General features: G+C 72.1%; 12 protein-coding genes. 4 read left to right on the forward strand and 8 right to left on the reverse strand.

Annotated elements, in window-relative coordinates; all coding sequences use genetic code 11:
- The first annotated feature begins 77 nt into the window (after positions 1-77).
- A complete protein-coding gene (locus ACWCRD_RS31640; RefSeq protein ID WP_450969171.1) occupies positions 78-3,881 on the forward strand; it encodes a multifunctional oxoglutarate decarboxylase/oxoglutarate dehydrogenase thiamine pyrophosphate-binding subunit/dihydrolipoyllysine-residue succinyltransferase subunit in 3,804 nt (1,267 codons plus the stop codon).
- A gap of 74 nt (positions 3,882-3,955) precedes the next feature.
- Here the strand turns inward: ACWCRD_RS31640 and ACWCRD_RS31645 are convergent, their stop codons facing one another.
- The 4 genes from ACWCRD_RS31645 to ACWCRD_RS31660 all read right to left on the reverse strand — a co-directional run bounded on the left by ACWCRD_RS31645 (position 3,956) and on the right by ACWCRD_RS31660 (position 11,545).
- A complete protein-coding gene (locus tag ACWCRD_RS31645; protein ID WP_450969172.1) occupies positions 3,956-8,128 on the reverse strand; it encodes an SAV_2336 N-terminal domain-related protein in 4,173 nt (1,390 codons plus the stop codon).
- Positions 8,128-9,159 (reverse strand): AAA family ATPase, encoded by a 1,032-nt coding sequence (locus ACWCRD_RS31650; RefSeq protein WP_450969173.1) that lies wholly within the window; start codon positions 9,157-9,159, stop codon positions 8,128-8,130. Before ACWCRD_RS31650 ends, ACWCRD_RS31645 begins: the two co-directional genes overlap by 1 nt.
- Positions 9,160-9,224: 65 nt before the next feature.
- The gene (locus ACWCRD_RS31655) at positions 9,225-11,141 is read right to left on the reverse strand and encodes a VMAP-C domain-containing protein (RefSeq protein ID WP_450969174.1); all 1,917 of its coding nucleotides are present in this window, start codon (positions 11,139-11,141) and stop codon (positions 9,225-9,227) included.
- The gene (locus ACWCRD_RS31660; RefSeq protein ID WP_450969175.1) at positions 11,138-11,545 is read right to left on the reverse strand and encodes a CU044_2847 family protein; all 408 of its coding nucleotides are present in this window, start codon (positions 11,543-11,545) and stop codon (positions 11,138-11,140) included. The genes ACWCRD_RS31655 and ACWCRD_RS31660 overlap by 4 nt, the downstream gene beginning before the upstream one ends.
- A 185-nt stretch (positions 11,546-11,730) precedes the next feature.
- Here ACWCRD_RS31660 and ACWCRD_RS31665 point away from each other — a divergent pair, with 185 nt between their 5' ends.
- Positions 11,731-11,910, forward strand: a complete 180-nt coding sequence (locus ACWCRD_RS31665; protein WP_003992906.1) for a DUF6104 family protein — start codon at positions 11,731-11,733, stop codon at positions 11,908-11,910.
- A 115-nt stretch (positions 11,911-12,025) separates the two neighbouring features.
- Here ACWCRD_RS31665 and ACWCRD_RS31670 read toward each other — a convergent pair whose 3' ends face one another.
- On the reverse strand, positions 12,026-12,835 hold the full coding sequence (locus ACWCRD_RS31670; RefSeq protein ID WP_450969176.1) for a hypothetical protein: 810 nt from the start codon (positions 12,833-12,835) through the stop codon (positions 12,026-12,028).
- Between the two features lie 147 nt (positions 12,836-12,982).
- Between ACWCRD_RS31670 and ACWCRD_RS31675 the strand changes: the two genes are divergently transcribed.
- Both ACWCRD_RS31675 and ACWCRD_RS31680 read left to right on the forward strand, forming a co-directional pair.
- Complete coding sequence (locus tag ACWCRD_RS31675) at positions 12,983-13,999, forward strand: DUF4097 family beta strand repeat-containing protein (protein WP_450969177.1); 1,017 nt, start codon at positions 12,983-12,985, stop codon at positions 13,997-13,999.
- Between the two features lies 1 nt (position 14,000).
- Positions 14,001-15,053, forward strand: a complete 1,053-nt coding sequence (locus ACWCRD_RS31680; protein WP_450969178.1) for a PadR family transcriptional regulator — start codon at positions 14,001-14,003, stop codon at positions 15,051-15,053.
- Between the two features lie 39 nt (positions 15,054-15,092).
- On the opposite strand, the gene ACWCRD_RS31685 is transcribed toward ACWCRD_RS31680, so the two are convergent.
- The 3 genes from ACWCRD_RS31685 to ACWCRD_RS31695 all read right to left on the reverse strand — a co-directional run bounded on the left by ACWCRD_RS31685 (position 15,093) and on the right by ACWCRD_RS31695 (position 16,575).
- The gene (locus tag ACWCRD_RS31685; protein WP_450969179.1) at positions 15,093-15,686 is read right to left on the reverse strand and encodes a hypothetical protein; all 594 of its coding nucleotides are present in this window, start codon (positions 15,684-15,686) and stop codon (positions 15,093-15,095) included.
- A gap of 110 nt (positions 15,687-15,796) precedes the next feature.
- The gene (locus ACWCRD_RS31690) at positions 15,797-16,366 is read right to left on the reverse strand and encodes a Clp protease N-terminal domain-containing protein (protein ID WP_450969180.1); all 570 of its coding nucleotides are present in this window, start codon (positions 16,364-16,366) and stop codon (positions 15,797-15,799) included.
- Entirely contained in the window at positions 16,366-16,575 is a 210-nt protein-coding gene (locus tag ACWCRD_RS31695; protein ID WP_016437953.1) for a helix-turn-helix domain-containing protein, read from the reverse strand. Before ACWCRD_RS31695 ends, ACWCRD_RS31690 begins: the two co-directional genes overlap by 1 nt.
- Positions 16,576-16,614 lie beyond the last annotated feature (39 nt).

A 16,614-nucleotide genomic window follows, 5' to 3' on the forward strand; every position in this document is an offset into this window, starting at 1 on the left:
ACCTTCCGGGTCTTGGGGGCGTAGCCTTTATTCCCGCTGTCCATCACCTTGTGAAGCGGAAGAGGGCGGTTGCCGCCGTGTCGCCACAGTCCCCCAGTAACTCGAGCATCTCGACCGACGCAGACCAAGCGGGCAAGAACCCCGCTGCGGCGTTCGGCCCCAACGAGTGGCTCGTCGACGAGATCTATCAGCAGTACCTCCAGGACCCGAATTCGGTAGACCGAGCCTGGTGGGACTTCTTCGCCGACTACAAGCCCGGGGCGCCCGCCGCCCCGGCTCCGGCGGGTACTGCGGCCGCGGGGGCCGCAGAGACCACCACGACCCCGGCACCCGCGGCGCCCGCCGCCCCGGCTGCGCAGGCCCCGGCCGCCCCCGCGGCGCCCGCCCCCGCGCCGGCCCCCGCGGCCCCGAAGCCCGCGGCCGCCGCTCCGGCGCCCGCCCCCGCGAAGGCCGCCCCGGCTCCGGCCAAGCCCGCCGCTGCCGCCAAGGCCGCCCCCGCGGCCGAGGCCGCCGACGGCCCCGAGCTGGTGACCCTGCGCGGTCCCGCCGCCGCCGTCGCGAAGAACATGAACGCCTCGCTGGAGCTGCCCACGGCCACGTCCGTGCGCGCGGTCCCGGTGAAGCTGCTGTTCGACAACCGCATCGTCATCAACAACCACCTCAAGCGGGCCCGGGGCGGGAAGATCTCCTTCACGCACCTGATCGGCTACGCGATGGTGCAGGCCATCAAGACGATGCCGTCGATGAACTGGCACTACGCGGAGAAGGACGGGAAGCCCACCCTCGTCAAGCCGCCGCACGTCAACTTCGGCCTCGCCATCGACCTGGTGAAGCCCAACGGCGACCGCCAGCTGGTCGTCGCGGGCATCAAGAAGGCCGAGACGCTGAACTTCTTCGAGTTCTGGCAGGCCTACGAGGACATCGTCCGCCGCGCCCGCGACGGCAAGCTGACGATGGACGACTTCACCGGCGTCACGGTCTCCCTGACCAACCCCGGCGGCCTCGGCACCGTCCACTCGGTCCCGCGTCTGATGCCCGGTCAGTCGGTCATCATGGGCGTCGGCTCCATGGACTACCCGGCGGAGTTCCAGGGCACCAGCCAGGACACCCTGAACAAGCTCGGCATCTCGAAGGTCATGACGCTCACGTCGACCTACGACCACCGGGTCATCCAGGGCGCCGCCTCCGGCGAGTTCCTGCGGATCGTCGCCAACCTCCTCCTCGGCGAGAACGGCTTCTTCGACGAGATCTTCGAGGCGCTGCGCATCCCCTACGAGCCGGTCCGCTGGCTCAAGGACATCGACGCCTCGCACGACGACGACGTCACCAAGGCCGCCCGGGTCTTCGAGCTGATCCACTCCTACCGGGTCCGCGGCCACGTCATGGCCGACACCGACCCGCTGGAGTACCGCCAGCGCAAGCACCCCGACCTGGACATCACCGAGCACGGCCTCACCCTGTGGGACCTGGAGCGCGAGTTCGCCGTCGGCGGCTTCGCCGGCAAGTCGATGATGAAGCTGCGCGACATCCTCGGCGTGCTGCGCGACTCGTACTGCCGCACCACCGGCATCGAGTTCATGCACATCCAGGACCCCAAGCAGCGCAAGTGGATCCAGGACCGGGTGGAGCGCCCGCACTCCAAGCCGGAGCGCGAGGAGCAGCTGCGCATCCTGCGCCGGCTGAACGCGGCGGAGGCCTTCGAGACCTTCCTGCAGACGAAGTACGTCGGCCAGAAGCGCTTCTCCCTGGAGGGCGGCGAGTCCGTCATCCCGCTGCTCGACGCGGTCATCGACTCCGCCGCCGAGTCGCGCCTGGACGAGGTCGTCATCGGCATGGCCCACCGCGGCCGGCTGAACGTGCTCGCCAACATCGTCGGCAAGTCGTACGCGCAGATCTTCCGCGAGTTCGAGGGCAACCTCGACCCGAAGTCGATGCACGGCTCCGGCGACGTGAAGTACCACCTGGGCGCCCAGGGCACCTTCACCGGCCTGGACGGCGAGCAGATCACGGTCTCGCTGGCCGCGAACCCCTCCCACCTGGAGACGGTCGACCCGGTCATCGAGGGCATCACCCGCGCCAAGCAGGACATCATCAACAAGGGCGGCACGGACTTCACCGTCCTGCCGGTCGCCCTGCACGGTGACGCGGCCTTCGCGGGCCAGGGCGTGGTGGCCGAGACCCTGAACATGTCGCAGCTGCGCGGCTACCGCACGGGCGGCACGGTCCACATCGTCATCAACAACCAGGTCGGCTTCACCGCGGCCCCCGAGTCCTCGCGTTCCTCCATGTACGCGACGGACGTGGCCCGCATGATCGAGGCCCCGATCTTCCACGTGAACGGCGACGACCCGGAGGCCGTGGTCCGCGTCGCGCGGCTGGCCTTCGAGTTCCGCCAGGCGTTCAACAAGGACGTGGTGATCGACCTCATCTGCTACCGCCGCCGCGGTCACAACGAGTCGGACAACCCGGCCTTCACCCAGCCGCTGATGTACGACCTGATCGACAAGAAGCGCTCGGTGCGCAAGCTGTACACCGAGTCGCTGATCGGTCGCGGCGACATCACCCTGGAAGAGGCCGAGCAGGCCCTGCAGGACTACCAGGGCCAGCTGGAGAAGGTCTTCACGGAGGTCCGTGAGGCCACCTCGCAGCCGGGCGTCGCCCCGGTCTCGGACCCGCAGGCCGAGTTCCCGGTCCCGGTGAACACCGCGATCACCTCGGAGGTCGTGAAGCGGATCGCCGAGTCCCAGGTCAACATCCCCGACCACTTCCACGTCCACCCGCGTCTGCTGCCGCAGCTGCAGCGCCGGGCGACGATGGTCGAGGACGGCACGATCGACTGGGGCATGGGCGAGACGCTGGCCGTCGGCTCCCTCCTCCTGGAGGGCACCCCGGTGCGTCTCTCCGGCCAGGACTCCCAGCGCGGCACCTTCGGCCAGCGCCACGCGGTCCTCATCGACCGTGAGACGGGCGAGGAGCACACCCCGCTCCAGTACCTCGCCGAGGAGCAGGCCCGCTACAACGTCTACAACTCGCTGCTCTCCGAGTACGCGGTCATGGGCTTCGAGTACGGCTACTCGCTGGCCCGCCCCGACGCGCTCGTGATGTGGGAGGCGCAGTTCGGCGACTTCGTCAACGGCGCGCAGACGGTGGTCGACGAGTACATCTCGGCGGCCGAGCAGAAGTGGGGCCAGACGTCCGGCGTCACGCTCCTGCTCCCGCACGGCTACGAGGGCCAGGGCCCGGACCACTCGTCCGCCCGCGTCGAGCGCTTCCTCCAGCTGTGCGCGCAGAACAACATGACGGTCGCGATGCCGACCCTCCCGTCGAACTACTTCCACCTCCTGCGGTGGCAGGTGCACAACCCGCACCACAAGCCGCTGGTGGTCTTCACCCCGAAGTCGATGCTGCGCCTGAAGGCCGCCGCGTCGAAGACGGAGGAGTTCACGTCGGGTCAGTTCCGCCCGGTCATCGGCGACTCCACGGTCGACCCGGCCGCGGTCCGCAAGGTCGTGTTCGTCGCGGGCAAGCTGTACTACGACCTGGAGGCCGAGCGCACCAAGCGCGGCGCCACGGACATCGCCATCGTCCGTGTCGAGCGGCTGTACCCGCTGCCGGGTGCCGAGCTCCAGGCGGAGATCGCCAAGTACCCGAACGTCGAGAAGTACCTGTGGGCCCAGGAGGAGCCGGCGAACCAGGGCGCCTGGCCGTTCATCGCCCTCAACCTGATCGACCACCTGGACCTGGCGGTCGGCGCGGACGTGCCCCACGGGGAGCGGCTGCGGCGGATCTCGCGCCCGCACTCGTCGTCTCCGGCGGTCGGTTCCGCGAAGCGGCACCAGGCGGAGCAGGAGCAGCTGGTGCGTGAGGTGTTCGAGGCGTGAGCCTCTGAACAGGCCTGAACGACAGGGCCCGCTCCCGGGTTTCCGGGGCGGGCCCTTTGTCATGAGGTGTGAGGTCAGGGGAGGTCCGGGGGGTCGTAGTGGATCGCCAGGTGGCGGGCCCAGACGATGTCGAGGCTGCGCAAGTGGGCGATGCGCTCGAAGAGTTCGGCGGGGGTGCGGGACGACCGGACGACCTCTGCGGCTCGGTCCCGGAACTCGGCGCAGTCGGCGTGGTCCGGGGCACGGTTCCAGAGGACGAGGGGGATGCTGCACCGCTCGGCCTCGTGCAGCACCGGGAACTCGTGTGCGCAGCCGACGAGTACGGCGGCCGCCGGTGACTCCTCCAGGAGCATGCGGGTCATGATGCTCTGTGGGGGCACGCGGATCGCGACCAGCGGGCCCTCGGACAGTGCGGCCCAGCGTCGCTGCCGGACCGGCATCGGACGCCCGGTGCGGTCCCTGTTGCGCACCACGACGGATCGGGGCCCCACCCGCTCGGCCATGGCGTGTTCCTCCCAGGGCGGGTTCCATACGAGGCTCACGGGCAGCGAGAAGATCACGTTCGCTCTGCTCTCCGGGGTGTCGCAGGCGCGTAGTGCCTCCGTCACCTGCGGGCCCAGGGCACGCCGGAGGTCCGGAAGGGAGGTGGCGCCGAACTCCGCGATCGTGGTGCGCTCGTCACCCCGCACCTGTGTGAGGCGCCACACGTACCGGTCGATGTCCAGGAGCCGGGGCCCGATGTCGACGAGGAGGAGGTTGTCCGCGAAGGGGGTGACTTCGTGGGTCGAGCCGAGGATCTGCGCGACGGCCCGCCGGGTGCTCTCGTTCCTTGCCGACGCGGCCTGCGTGACCCACTCCCGCAGCTTCTCGCGTGCTGAGTCCGCCGACTCCTCACCGGACACCCCCAGCTCGGCCCAGACACGCGCGGCGTATGTCAGGGCGAGGGTCTGTGAATCGCCCCGGTGCAACAGCCCCACCCCGTCACGCCAGCTGTAGGGCGGGTAGCGGTCCGCCCGGCGTTCCCCGAGCAACTCGTACACGGTCTCCGGCCGGTCCGGCGGGGGCAACTCGGCGAGCAGGCCGTACAGTTCGGTGCGGTCGGCAGGCAGAAGCTGGTCGAAAAACGTGATGGCGGTGGACTGCACGCCGGTCCATGTCCGGTCCGAGCCGCGCGCGCGGAAACACTCCGCGTGGTACCGGTCGTGCGCCTGCACGACACTGTGCCAGAGCTCGGCCTCGCCGGACTCGCACAACGCCTGCTTGAGCTGTCCGACGCGTACGGCCTTTCCCCCTCCGCCGGGCGCCGGGTCGGTCATCACCGCGACGACGGCGCCGTCCACGGGGTCGAGGACGGGCCCTCCCGTGGCGTCGAGCGGGATGGGCGGCTCGTCGGCCACCCACAGGGTGTCCCTGCCCAGGGCCCTGGTGAACGTCACCGCGAGGGGCCGGAGATACACCGCATTCGCCATGCCGGTGGTCGCGTACAGCGTCCCCGGAGCCCGGGGGCCCACATGGGTGACGTCGCTGAGCCACAGGCAGTCGGGGCCGACGGCTTCCGGCACATGAACGAGCGCCAGGTCGCCGGCCTCGTGAATCCGTCCGGCCTGGTAGGTCCGGCCGTCCATGGTGACGATCTCGCGGACGGAAGCATTGACGGCCCTCGTGGTGACCAACCAGCAGGGCGCGACGAAGAAGCCGGTGTACGAAACCACACCGCCGACAGACCGCGAGACATTCAGGCGTGCGACACCGCCCCGGACCAGTGCCTCCCGGTCGGCCTCCGTGACGGGCGGCTCCGCCTCCCCGCCGACCCGCACCAGCACCGCACGCACGGCGGCCGCCCCGGCCTCGTCCCTGGTCGTGACCAGGACCTGCCCCCCGCGGAGGGGCAGCTCGTCGGGACGGCCGAGGTCGTTCCAGCCGTCGTGCACGATCAGCCATCGCACGTTCGCCCGGCCCAACTCCCAGAGCACTCCGTCCAGGTCCGCCATGTGCGACGGCGGCAGACCGAGTGCGAACGCGCACTGCCTGATGTCCTCCCGGCGTTCCGCCCGGCTGTCGCCGCGCACCCACCAGACGAAGTCGTACTCGTCACCATGGCGACGCACGTACTCGGCAGCGGCCTGCGACTTGCCGCTCGCGGGTGGCCCGACCAGGACGCACGAGGCAGTCCCGGGGCGCGACCCCAGCTCCGCCCGGAGCCGAGCCAACAACCCCTCCGGGGAGGGGTTTCCGGGGTCTGCCTCGGGCATCTCACCCACCACCAGCCGCGAGGCGCCCGGAAAAGCCGCCGCCGGCCAGTCGGGTAGGCCTGCGCTCCGCCCGACGCCGAGCAGTTGCAGGAGCAGCCAGAGGGCGACCTTCTGGGGCAGCCACGACAAGGAAGCGCCGACCCAGGGCGGCGGAGTGACACCCCCGCTGCGGACGTCGAGGGCCAGCACCTGTTGGTGGGCCGCCGCCTCCGCCAGCCGTGTCTCGTGAGGCCCGCATCGATCGCCGTACAGAAGCACTGCGTGCCGTCCGTACTCGCGCAGGGCCCGTCTCAGGCCGTTCTCCAGCTGCTCGCCACGGTCCCAGGACCGCAGGTTCACCTCCTGCCCGTGAGCTCCCAGCACCCCCGCCACCCAGGTCGCCCACTCCTGGTCCTCGGCCTGGAACACGACATCGAACGTCCGCCGTTGCGTCTTGTGCCCCAGATACCGCCCCACCACCAGGGCCGACACCTCGGCGAACGCCCCCGGCACCGCCTCCCCGCCCCCTGCCGTCCGGTCGTCCCCGGTCAGCTGCGCGAGGGCCAGTGCCGGGAAGTTCCGCGCCCGGCGCCCGAAGTTCCGCTCCACGTAGTCGCCGCAGTGCTTGAGGAGCAGTTGCGCGTCCCCTCGGGACAGCAGACGGAGCAGCGCCTCCCGTACGCCCGGCGCGAAGTCGTACCACCCGTCCTCCGCCCCGCGCCGCACCAGCCCGCCCAGCAGCACCTCCGCCAGCACGGCCGGTCCGGATCGCGGCAGCATCACCCGCTGGACGAGTTGCATGACCGGCAGGGTCAGGGGTACCGCCGAGAACCACACGGCAAGCGAGACGGCCTGGCGGGAGGCGGTCCGGCGGAAGGTGTGGACGAGGGTGTCCGCGTCCGCCTCGTTCGCCCTGGGCCGGGACCGGGCCGCCGGATGGTCCGCCCGCACCCACGCGGCCGCGGCGGGCAGCGACAGCCCGGTGTCCGCCGACAGCAGCCGTGCCCACGTGCCCAGCGCGAACCGTGCCGGAGCGAGCACCGGTACGGGGAGGGCCTGTTCCGGTACATCGCCCGCCCGCGCGCTGAACTCCAGCCGCGCGCCCAGCCCTTCACGCCGTCGAAGCACTCCGGGCAGTGCGGGCAGATGGGTGCGGTGCCACATGCGCCGGGGCAGCGGCTGTACGACCGCCACGGGCGCCACCCGGCCCCAGTGGTGCAGGAGCCGCTGCATCCGGCCGGATCGCCACAGCGGGCCCGCGCAGTCGCTGAGGACGAGCGTGAGCTGGCGGCCCGTGGGATCGCGCAACTGCTCCGCGGGCCGCCGCAGTCCGGCCTCCGGGTCGGGTGCGGTGCCGGCCAGCAGGCGGCCGTCGGCGCCCTGATGGACGTAGTGCACGGACACTTCACGGAAGGCGCCGATGCCGGCGCAGATCTGCCGGAGTTCCTCCAGGGTGCTCTGCCACACGACGGTCGAGGTCGAGGCGTCCATCAGCAGGCGCAGTCGTGCCTCTCGGCGCGCTTCGACGTGCAGGACGGGGAGCAACAGCCCGGTCTCCGCGGCCCGTTCGGCGGTCGCCTGCTCGTCGAGGTGGTGCGCGGGCGGGCGTACGGGAGGGCGGTACCGCTGGAGCGGGCGCAGGGCGCGCTGGAGGTGGAGCGGGTCGGGGAGGGTGGTGGCGACGGGGACCCGGACGGGCGTCGCGGCCGCCTGGGCGGGTGCCGGCACGGAAGGTTCGGGGCGGGGCGGGTGGAGACGCGCCCGGTCGTGGAGTCCGCCCCGAGGAGCGGGAGCGTCGGGCTGCGGCCGCAGCGGGGACTGCTTCTCGCGCGGCTCACGTGGCGGTGCCGGAGTCTCCTGGCGCGCCGCCTCCCGGCCTTCCGGCAGAACCCCTCCCAAGTGCCCTGCCAGCCAGAGCGATTCAGCCAGCTCCCGGGCGCTCGGCTCGACGCCCAGCGCGCCCCGCAGCCGGTCGACGAGCTCGCCCACCAGCCTGTCCGAGTGCTCCCCCGGCATCAGCGTGTTCCGTGCTCGCCCTGGTCGAGTGGGCGCATCAGCAGCTCGGCGAGCCGTCGGCGGTCGGGTTCGCTGTCGCGGACGGTCTCCTGGGTGAGGTAGATGGCGTTGAGGAGTTGGTCGGCGGCGCGCAGGGAGCCGGGGCTGGAGCGCAGGAAGTCGCGGATCAGCGCGTCGTGGGCGGGCCGGTCGGTGTCGCCGAAGTGGGCGCGGACCATGGCCTCCAGCCGGGCCTGGCCCGCCTCGTCGTCGCGGGGCGAGGGCAGGTCGAGGTGGAGGCATCGGCGCAACAGCGGAGCCGGGAAGTCGCGTTCGCCGTTGCTGGTCATGACGACGACCGGGAAGGCCCGGCAGCGGACACGGCCCTCGATGACCGGGGCCCGTCCGCCGTCGTCGGTCAGGACGGCGGCCTCCGGCTGGCGGCGCGCGATCCGCTGGAGTTCGGTGATGCGGAACTCGCCCTCTTCCAGGGCGTTCAGGAGGTCGTTGGGCAGGTCGATGTCGCTCTTGTCGAGTTCGTCGACGAGCAGCACGCGTGGACGGTCGTACGGCAGGAGGGCTGTGCCGAGGGGGCCGAGCCGCAGGTACTCGCCGATGTCCTCGGTGTGGGGCCCGCCGCGTTCCTTGGCCAGCTGCATGTCCTGGAGGCGGGCGATCGCGTCGTAGGTGTAGAGGCCCTCGCGCAGGGTCGAGCGGCTCACGATGGGCCAGTGCAGCACCCGTCCGAGGTTCAGTTCGTGGGCGATGGCGTGGGCGAGGGTGGACTTGCCGGAGCCGGGATCGCCGGTGACGAGGAGGGGGCGGCGCAGGTAGAGCGCGGCGTTGATCAACTCCAGCTCCTGGGGCCGCCAGGCGTTGCCCCGCAGACCGCGCAGGCCGAGGCGGCGCTCGGACTCGGTGCCCAGGCCGGGCGCCCGGCCGACCGTCGGCCTTCCGTCGAAGTCCCTCCACGGCGGCGGTGCGGGCAGCCGCTCGACGCCGTCGTGCGGCTCGCCGGTACCCCGGAAGACAAGCCAGTCGGGGGTGGTCACGGAGGTCTCCTTCAGCCGGAGGCGGTCACGGTTCGGTGGACGGTCATGGACTTGCGCCGGACGCGTCACGGGGACTCCAGCAGGTCGTCGCAGAGGGGAATCGGGCGCCGCGGATCGTCGTACAGGAGAGCGAGGTGTGCCGCCCAGCCCGCGTCCGTGCCGTCGTCACCCTCCTCGCCGGCCCGCTCCCGCAGGACCCGCAGCCGCTCGGGCAGGGCCGCGGCGCCGTCGGCCGCGCCGAGCAGCTGCGCCGCATTGCCGTACAGCTCGCCGCAGTCCGTGCTGCACGCGCGCGCGTGCTCGCTCCGCAGGTTCCACAGCGCGACGCCGTATCCGGCGCCGATCGCGTCGGCCAGCGAGGCTGCGCTCTGCTGCGGGGGGCGGCACAGGACCGGCACCGCGCCGGGCTCCGCTTTCTCCAGCGCCTCCTTGGCGTACTCGGCCGAGTGGACCGGCAGGGCCTTGAGCGTGTTCGCCGCGACACCGTCCCAGCGCTCCCGCCATGCAGCGACCGGCTCACCGCGCCGTTTGAGGCTGCGCAGTACCACCTGCCGCTGGGCGCCGAGGGCCGGCCCTGCGGACCGGGGCCACCTGTGCGCGTCCAGCCCGAAGTGCTCGACCGGGAGGGCGAGTTCGAGACGGGCACGGCGCTGCTCGGCGTCGACCCCACGGAAGGCCCGGCGCAGCGGTTGGTCCAGCACCTGCGGCAGTTCGGAGAGTGCGGAGCCCTCGTCCCCCGCGTCCTCGTCCACCACCCGCGGTGTGTCGGGTCCGTCCGGCCAGGACCAGACCCGCCAGTGGAAGCGGTCACCGGGCCCGTACGGGTTCGGCTCCAACTCGACGGCGACTACGGGCCCTTCGCCGCTCGGAGCCGTCGCCTCGCCCCAAGGGGCCGCGCCGCCCACGAGCCTGCTGTCGCCGGCCGCGCGCTCGCGCAGCAGCGCCGCGAGGAAGTCGGGAAGGTCCTCGATCCGCGCCTTCACCCAGCGTTCCAGGTCGGCGACGGCGTCCGGCGCCCGCCGCCGGCACGCCTGGGCCACGGCCAGCAGATAGTGCAGCGCGACGATCTCGGCGCCGTCCGGCTGGTCGTGGGCCCAGCCCTGCCCGTCGCGCCAGTCGACCGGCGCGAGCTCGTCCTCCCACAGCGGCTCGTAGCCCAGCACCAGGCTGATCATCCGCTGCAGCTCGGCCGACGAGACGGGCCGCGGCAGTGCGGCCAGCAGCGCCGCCGCCTCGGCGCTGTCCCGCGGCGCCCAGCCGCGTCCACCGCCGGTCAGCTCACCCTGGAACCGCACCCAGGAGGGGCCGCCCGTCACACGGTGATGCCACCGGTCGTGCTCCCGTATGAGCGCCGCGTACGGGTCGGGTCCGAGGCTGTCTTCGCCGCCCACGGGACGCGCGTCACGGAACCCGCGCAGCGCCGTCGAGGCAACGGCCAGACCGCCGTCCTTGCCCGCCCGGCGGGCCTTGACGACGCCGGCGACGACCCCGTGGTCACGGTCCAGGAGGGGGCCGCCGGAGGCGCCGTGCGGGATCTCCATGTGGGGCGCGAGCGTGAGCCCGTACGAGCCGTCCCGGCCGTTGCATTCACTGTGCCCGTTCCAGCGCTGGGGCGCGCCGCCCGCCGGGGTGCGCCAGCCGAACGCGGTGACCTGGTGCGGCGGGTCGTAGCGGTCGGTCAGCCGTACGCAGACATGGCGGTCCGCCGCGTCGTCCGCCAGCCGTACCAGGGCAAGGTCCTGTTCGGGGTCGGTGCCTCCGCCGAGCCAGTACGCGAGCCGGGCCCCCGTGTCCAGCCCGTGCCCCTGCACACGCAGGGAACCCACGCCTTCGGCGCCCTCCGCGAGGGGCAGGATGTGTGCGCAGGTCAGCACCCAGCCGGGCGCGACGAGGAAACCGCTGCCCCAGAGCGTGCCGGGGGTGCTGTCGGGGCCGATCCGCACGGTGGCGCGCATCGCCAACTGCTCCAGGTGGCCGGTCATGCGGAGGCGGCGTTCCGGCCGTCGTGGAGGGCCGTGCCGCCGGCGTCGGCGTCAGACTGCGCACTGTTTCCGTGCCAGGTGAGCGTGATCGACAGGGCCGCCTTGGCCTCCCCGTCGGCGAGGAGCGCCACGGCCTTGCCCGGCTTCAGTGCGAGCTCCACGCCGAAGGTGGCACTGACCTCGTCGGGCCGCACGGCCCGCGCCGCCGCCAGCACGGCACCGCCGACGCCGCTGACCAGTTCGTTGAGCTGGTCGATCCGCGCGGCCATCCGGTCCACCGCGCCCACGTCGTCGTAGACGAACTCGTCGGCCCCTGCCGGCATGTCCTCGGGAGCGAGCACACTGACCCTGGCGAGCACCTTCTCGCCCCCGGGCAGTTCGATCTCCTGGACCCTGCGCTCCATGGCTCCCCCTTTGCCGCACGCGCCGACTCTCCATGGACCACCACCCGTTGCGGCCCGCTGATCTCCGTACCCCATTGTGCCGTCGCACGCACGCGTGGGAGGTGGTTCCGGCGAGTGCGGAAGAGGTTTCCGGCGCGCATAACCTGGAGGGGTACGACCCCGGACAGGCCCCCAGGAGAGCACCCGTGTACTTCACCGACCGAGGCATCGAAGAGCTGGAGAAGCGGCGCGGCGAGGAAGAGGTCACCTTCGAGTGGCTTGCGGAGCAGCTGCGTACCTTCGTCGACCTCAACCCGGACTTCGAGGTCCCGGTGGAACGGCTGGCGACATGGCTGGCGCGGCTGGACGACGAGGACGACGAGTAGGAGTCCGGGGAGTCCGGCTGCCGGGGCGCCCGCGTGGCGCCCCTTTTTCATGCCCGCTGCACGGCCCGTAGTCCCAAGGCTCTCGCCGCCCGCCGTCCCAAGGCGTGCCTCGCCCTCAGTCCCACGGCCACAGCAGTTCGTACGCCAGTCCCAGCGCCCCGTGCGCCAGCAGCAGCACCCCCGCCGCCGTCCAGCCGCCGCTGCGGCGCCGTAGGCCCCAGGCCGTCAGCGGGAGCCCGGCCGCGACCTGGGCCAGGGCCAGAGCCCGCGCCCGGGGCGTCCCCGACCAGGGCAGCCACGGGCCCAGGTGGCCGGTCTCGACGGCGTCGAGTTCCGCCCGTACCGCCTCGCGACGGCCCGGCCACTGTGCCGGGCGGGCGTCCGGCAGGGCGTGTGCGGCCTCGCGGAGGCGGTCTGCGGGTTCGCCCGGGGCGATGCCCTCGGGGAGCGCGACTCCCGCGCGCGTGAGGACCGCGATCAAGGCGCGCAGGCGGGCGCGGGCGTCGGTCCCGGGGTCGGGTTTCGTGAGGTGGTCCAGGTCCTGTACGTCGAGCACCGGGTCCAGGCCCAGGCGGTCGGCGAACGTGCGCATGGCCTCGTCCTCGGCGGCCGGGGTGCCGTTCGCGAGCCAGACATAGCCGACGGGGCGGCGGAAGCCCGACGCGAGGGTGAAGCCGGCGCGGTCGGTGTCCCACCACAAGGCGAGTACGGGCCAGGGGGCGCCGACGGCGAGAGCGGTGGCCCAGCCGGTCAGGACACGGTCGACGGGTTCGCCGCCGTGCAGCCAGGGCCGGCCCTCGGGAAGGAGCACGCTCCAGGCGTCGCCTGCCGGGGCGAGCAGAATCCCGTCGCGCAGCAGGTGGGCGGCGGGGGCGACGGACTCGGGCTGCGCCCGGCACAGGAGCAGGGCACCGACGTTCGACATGCTCACACGCTAGGGCGATTCGACCGCTTTGGTCATTTCCCAGGCCGCACAGATCACCACAACGAGTGCCTTGACTTTCGCCGCCCGCGATATATCGTGAATTGCAGGAGACGCGATATGGCGCGTTGCGACGGGGAGGTCTGCACCATGTCCGAGTGGTCTGTGGGTGAGCCGCGGAGGCTCACCTTCGACAAGCCCGTCCGCGAACTCCACGTACGCATCGTCAACGGAACGGTGAACGTGGTGGGCACGGACGAAGGTTCCGCCCGACTGGAGGTCTCCGAGATCGAGGGACCACCCCTGCTGGTGAGCCAGCAGGACGGCACGCTCACCGTCGCGTACGACGACCTGCCGTGGAAGGGCTTCCTCAAGTGGCTCGACCGCAAGGGATGGCGGCGCAGCGCCGTCGTCTCCCTGGCCGTCCCTGCCGACACGCGCGTGGAGGTGGGCGTGGTCGGCGCCGCGGCGGTCATCTCCGGGATCGACGGGCCTACGGAGGTGAAGGGAGTCACCGGGGACACCACCCTGGTGAGGCTGACGGGCCCGGTGCGCGCCGACACCGTCTCGGGGAACCTGGAGGCGCAGGCCCTGCGCGGCGACCTCCGGTTCAACTCGGTCTCCGGGGACCTGACGGTGGTCGAGGCGGGCTCCTCGGTCAAGGCGGACTCGGTGAGCGGCTCGATGATCGTCGACCTCGATCCGGCGAGCCGCCCGACGAACATCGTCCTGGCGAACGTCTCCGGCGAGATCGCCATCCGGCTGCCCCACCCGGCGGATGCGGAGGTGGAGGCGAACACGGCGAGCGGGACGGTGTCCAACGCCTTCGAGGATCTGCGGGTCAGCGGCCAGTGGGGCGCCAAGAGGATCACCGGGCGGCTCGGCTCGGGCAGCGGAAGCCTGAAGGCGACGACCGTCTCGGGCTCGATCGCCCTGCTGCGGCGGCCCCCGGCGGAGGACGAGCCGTGGGACGTGGCGCCGGAGGACATCGGCCCCCTGGTCGAGGACACACCTCCGGCGGGTGCGGAGCCGGCCGCGGAGACCGGCCCGGCGAACACCCCGGCAAACGGACCGCGCAATGACTCGGGGGACAATTCCGTTTCCGGCCGGGACGGCGGCCCGACCGACGACCCTGCCGACGGCACGACCGACAAGAAGGTGCTCTGACATGCCTCCCGTCTTCGCCCACGGCCGCCTCCGCCTCTATCTGCTGAAGCTCCTGGACGAGGCCCCGCGCCACGGCTACGAGGTGATCCGCCTCCTCGAGGAGCGCTTCCAGGGGCTGTACGCACCGTCGGCGGGCACCGTCTACCCCCGCCTGGCCAAGCTGGAGGCCGAGGGCCTGGTCACCCACACCACCGAGGGCGGCCGCAAGGTGTACGCGATCACGGACGCCGGCCGCGCCGAGCTGGCCGACCGCAGCGGCGAGCTGGCCGACCTGGAGCTGGAGATCCGCGAGTCGGTCGCTGAGCTGGCCGCCGAGATCCGGGCCGATGTGCGCGGCGCGGCGGGCGATCTGCGGCGCGAGATGCGGGCCGCGGCCACGGAGGCTCGGCGGGGCGCCGGCAAGGGCCGCGGCGAAGGGGACGGCTCCCTCGGTGACTTCGGGGAGTACGGCGACAAGGAGTCCTGGCGTGCCGCGAAGGAGGAGATGCGGCGCGTCAAGCAGGAGTGGAAGGAGCAGGCCCGGCGCGCCAAGGACGAGAGCCGCAGGGCCCGCGAGGAGGCCCAGCGCGCCCGGCGCCAGGCCAAGGAGGCGCAGGAACAGGCCCGGGCCCAGGCCCAGGAGGAGCTGCAGCGCATCGCCAAGCGGGTGCAGGAGCAGGTGCAGGATCACTTCGCGCGGGGCGACTGGCCGACGGGGGTGCGGGAGGGCCTGACCGAACTGGCCAAGGAGTTCGGGGACTTCGGGAAGGACTTCGGCAGGGAGTTCGGAAAGGACCTCGGGTTCGGACGGGCCGGTACCGGCACCGCGGCACGGCCGGAGTACTCGCACACCAAGGAGGACTTCCCCGCGGAGTACGAACCGTCGTGGGCGCACGAGGCCACCACCGGAGACCCGTCCCGCGACCTCGACCGCCTGCTGGACCGCTTCCGGGACGGCATCCGCGACGCGGCCCGGGACCACGGCGTCACCGACGAACAGCTCCGCGACGCGCGCCGCCATCTGTCGACGGCGGCGGCACACATCGGAGCGATACTGCGCACACCGAGGGTGTAGCAGCCGGCGGGCCGCTTGCCGCGGAGGCAAAGGCAGTGGTCAGGTGCACTGCCAGAGGAAGCGGCCCTCCTTGCCGTCCGGGGAGGTGAAGGCGTAACCGACGCCCGCGTCGCCGAAGTTGACGTCGAAGGGCAGCTTCCCGGAGTCGAGCTGGACCACCAGTTGCCATCCGTCGCCGGGCGTCTCGTCGCCCTGGAGCCAGTGCGGTTCGACACCGGGCCCACCGAGGAACTGCCAGGGCCTGCGGTCCTCTTCCTCGTTGGAATGCTCTCCGGAGTCGATGTGCCGCGGCAGATGGTCGGGCCCCGCGCTCGGCCCCTCCGCCCGTTGCTCGAAGGTCACGAAGTCCGGGAGTCGGCCGCCGGGTTGGATCACCAGGGCGTTCTCCCCGCCCTCCGGCTCCCAGGTGCCGTCGACGTGCTCCCCCTTGCCCCCGGTCATGAACAGATGGGCGAGGCGGCCGCCCTCCAGGGCGAACTGGCCCAGGAACTCCATCGGCCGGCCCGTCTCGCGAGACAGCGGCCACTGCGGCTCCTCCAGCCACACGGGCTGCCCGCCCACCTTGGTCACCGCCTCACGCACGGCCCCGTCCGCAGGGACGAACACGAGCGGCACGGGCTCGGACACGGTCATGGAAGCTCCTTCGAAAGGACCAGGCCAACCTCGGCAAACCCACCCTAGGACCCACCACGGACACCTCCGGCCCAGCACACCCGCCCTCCGACCCCGTCACGTGCGCCCGGTCACCCGGCCTTCGCCTCACCGTCCGCGCCGAACAGCACCCGTCTCAGCGACTCGTAGGTCACCCCGCGGTCGGCGAGGACCTCGGCGGGGATGCCGGGACGGGCGGTCAGCGCCAGGAGGATGTGCTCGTCGCCGATGTGCCGGTCGCCATGGGCGACGGCGGTGCGCAGCGATGTCTCGAGGATCTGCTTGGCGTCCCGGCCGAAGCTGCGGCGCCCCGACCACCAGCCCTTGTCGCTGCGATCGCCGGACATCGCGCCGACGCCGTGCACCGCCTCGACGCGGGCGACGATCTCCGACACGTCGATCCCCAGCCCGGCGAGAGCGTCGGTCTCGGACCGGGACAGCCCGGCCCGCCGACGGGCCTCGGCCACCGCCTCCCGTATCGACTCCTTGCGTTCAACGGTCACCCCGAGGGAGGTGAACGCGAACGAGGCGCGGCTGTCCTCGCGGTCGAGCAGCGCGAGCAGTATGTGATCGGCCTCGACGGCCGGCGCCCCTGCCCGTTCCGCGTGCTCCACCGCCGTCTGCACCACCCCGCGGGCGTCCTTTGTGAACCGCTCGAACATCAATGCCTCCCGTACTTCTTGTGCACGGCCTGCCTGCTGACTCCGAGTTCCGCGGCGATCTCCTGCCACGACCAGCCCTGATTGCGCGCACTGCGCACCTGCACCGCCTCCAGCTGCTCCAGCAGCCTGCGCAGTGCGGCGACGGCACGCAGTCCGACCCGTGGATCGCGGTCGCCCGCGCGCTCGGCGAGATCCGTTGCTTCGGTCATGATGTCAACTTACGTTGACACCCCCGTCTCGTCAACCCT

The organism is Streptomyces sp. NPDC002092, from assembly GCF_053593775.1.

Excerpts from the sequence above, each read along its gene's own strand:
- ACWCRD_RS31645 (WP_450969172.1), bottom strand. The coding sequence starts at position 8,128 with ATGCCGGGGGAGCACTCGGACAGGCTGGTGGGCGAGCTCGTCGACCGG.
- ACWCRD_RS31655 (WP_450969174.1), bottom strand. The coding sequence starts at position 11,141 with ATGACCGGCCACCTGGAGCAGTTGGCGATGCGCGCCACCGTGCGGATC.
- ACWCRD_RS31660 (WP_450969175.1), bottom strand. The coding sequence starts at position 11,545 with ATGGAGCGCAGGGTCCAGGAGATCGAACTGCCCGGGGGCGAGAAGGTG.
- ACWCRD_RS31670 (WP_450969176.1), bottom strand. The coding sequence starts at position 12,835 with ATGTCGAACGTCGGTGCCCTGCTCCTGTGCCGGGCGCAGCCCGAGTCC.
- ACWCRD_RS31675 (WP_450969177.1), top strand. The coding sequence starts at position 12,983 with ATGTCCGAGTGGTCTGTGGGTGAGCCGCGGAGGCTCACCTTCGACAAG.
- ACWCRD_RS31680 (WP_450969178.1), top strand. The coding sequence starts at position 14,001 with ATGCCTCCCGTCTTCGCCCACGGCCGCCTCCGCCTCTATCTGCTGAAG.
- ACWCRD_RS31685 (WP_450969179.1), bottom strand. The coding sequence starts at position 15,686 with ATGACCGTGTCCGAGCCCGTGCCGCTCGTGTTCGTCCCTGCGGACGGG.
- ACWCRD_RS31690 (WP_450969180.1), bottom strand. The coding sequence starts at position 16,366 with ATGTTCGAGCGGTTCACAAAGGACGCCCGCGGGGTGGTGCAGACGGCG.
- ACWCRD_RS31695 (WP_016437953.1), bottom strand. The coding sequence starts at position 16,575 with ATGACCGAAGCAACGGATCTCGCCGAGCGCGCGGGCGACCGCGATCCA.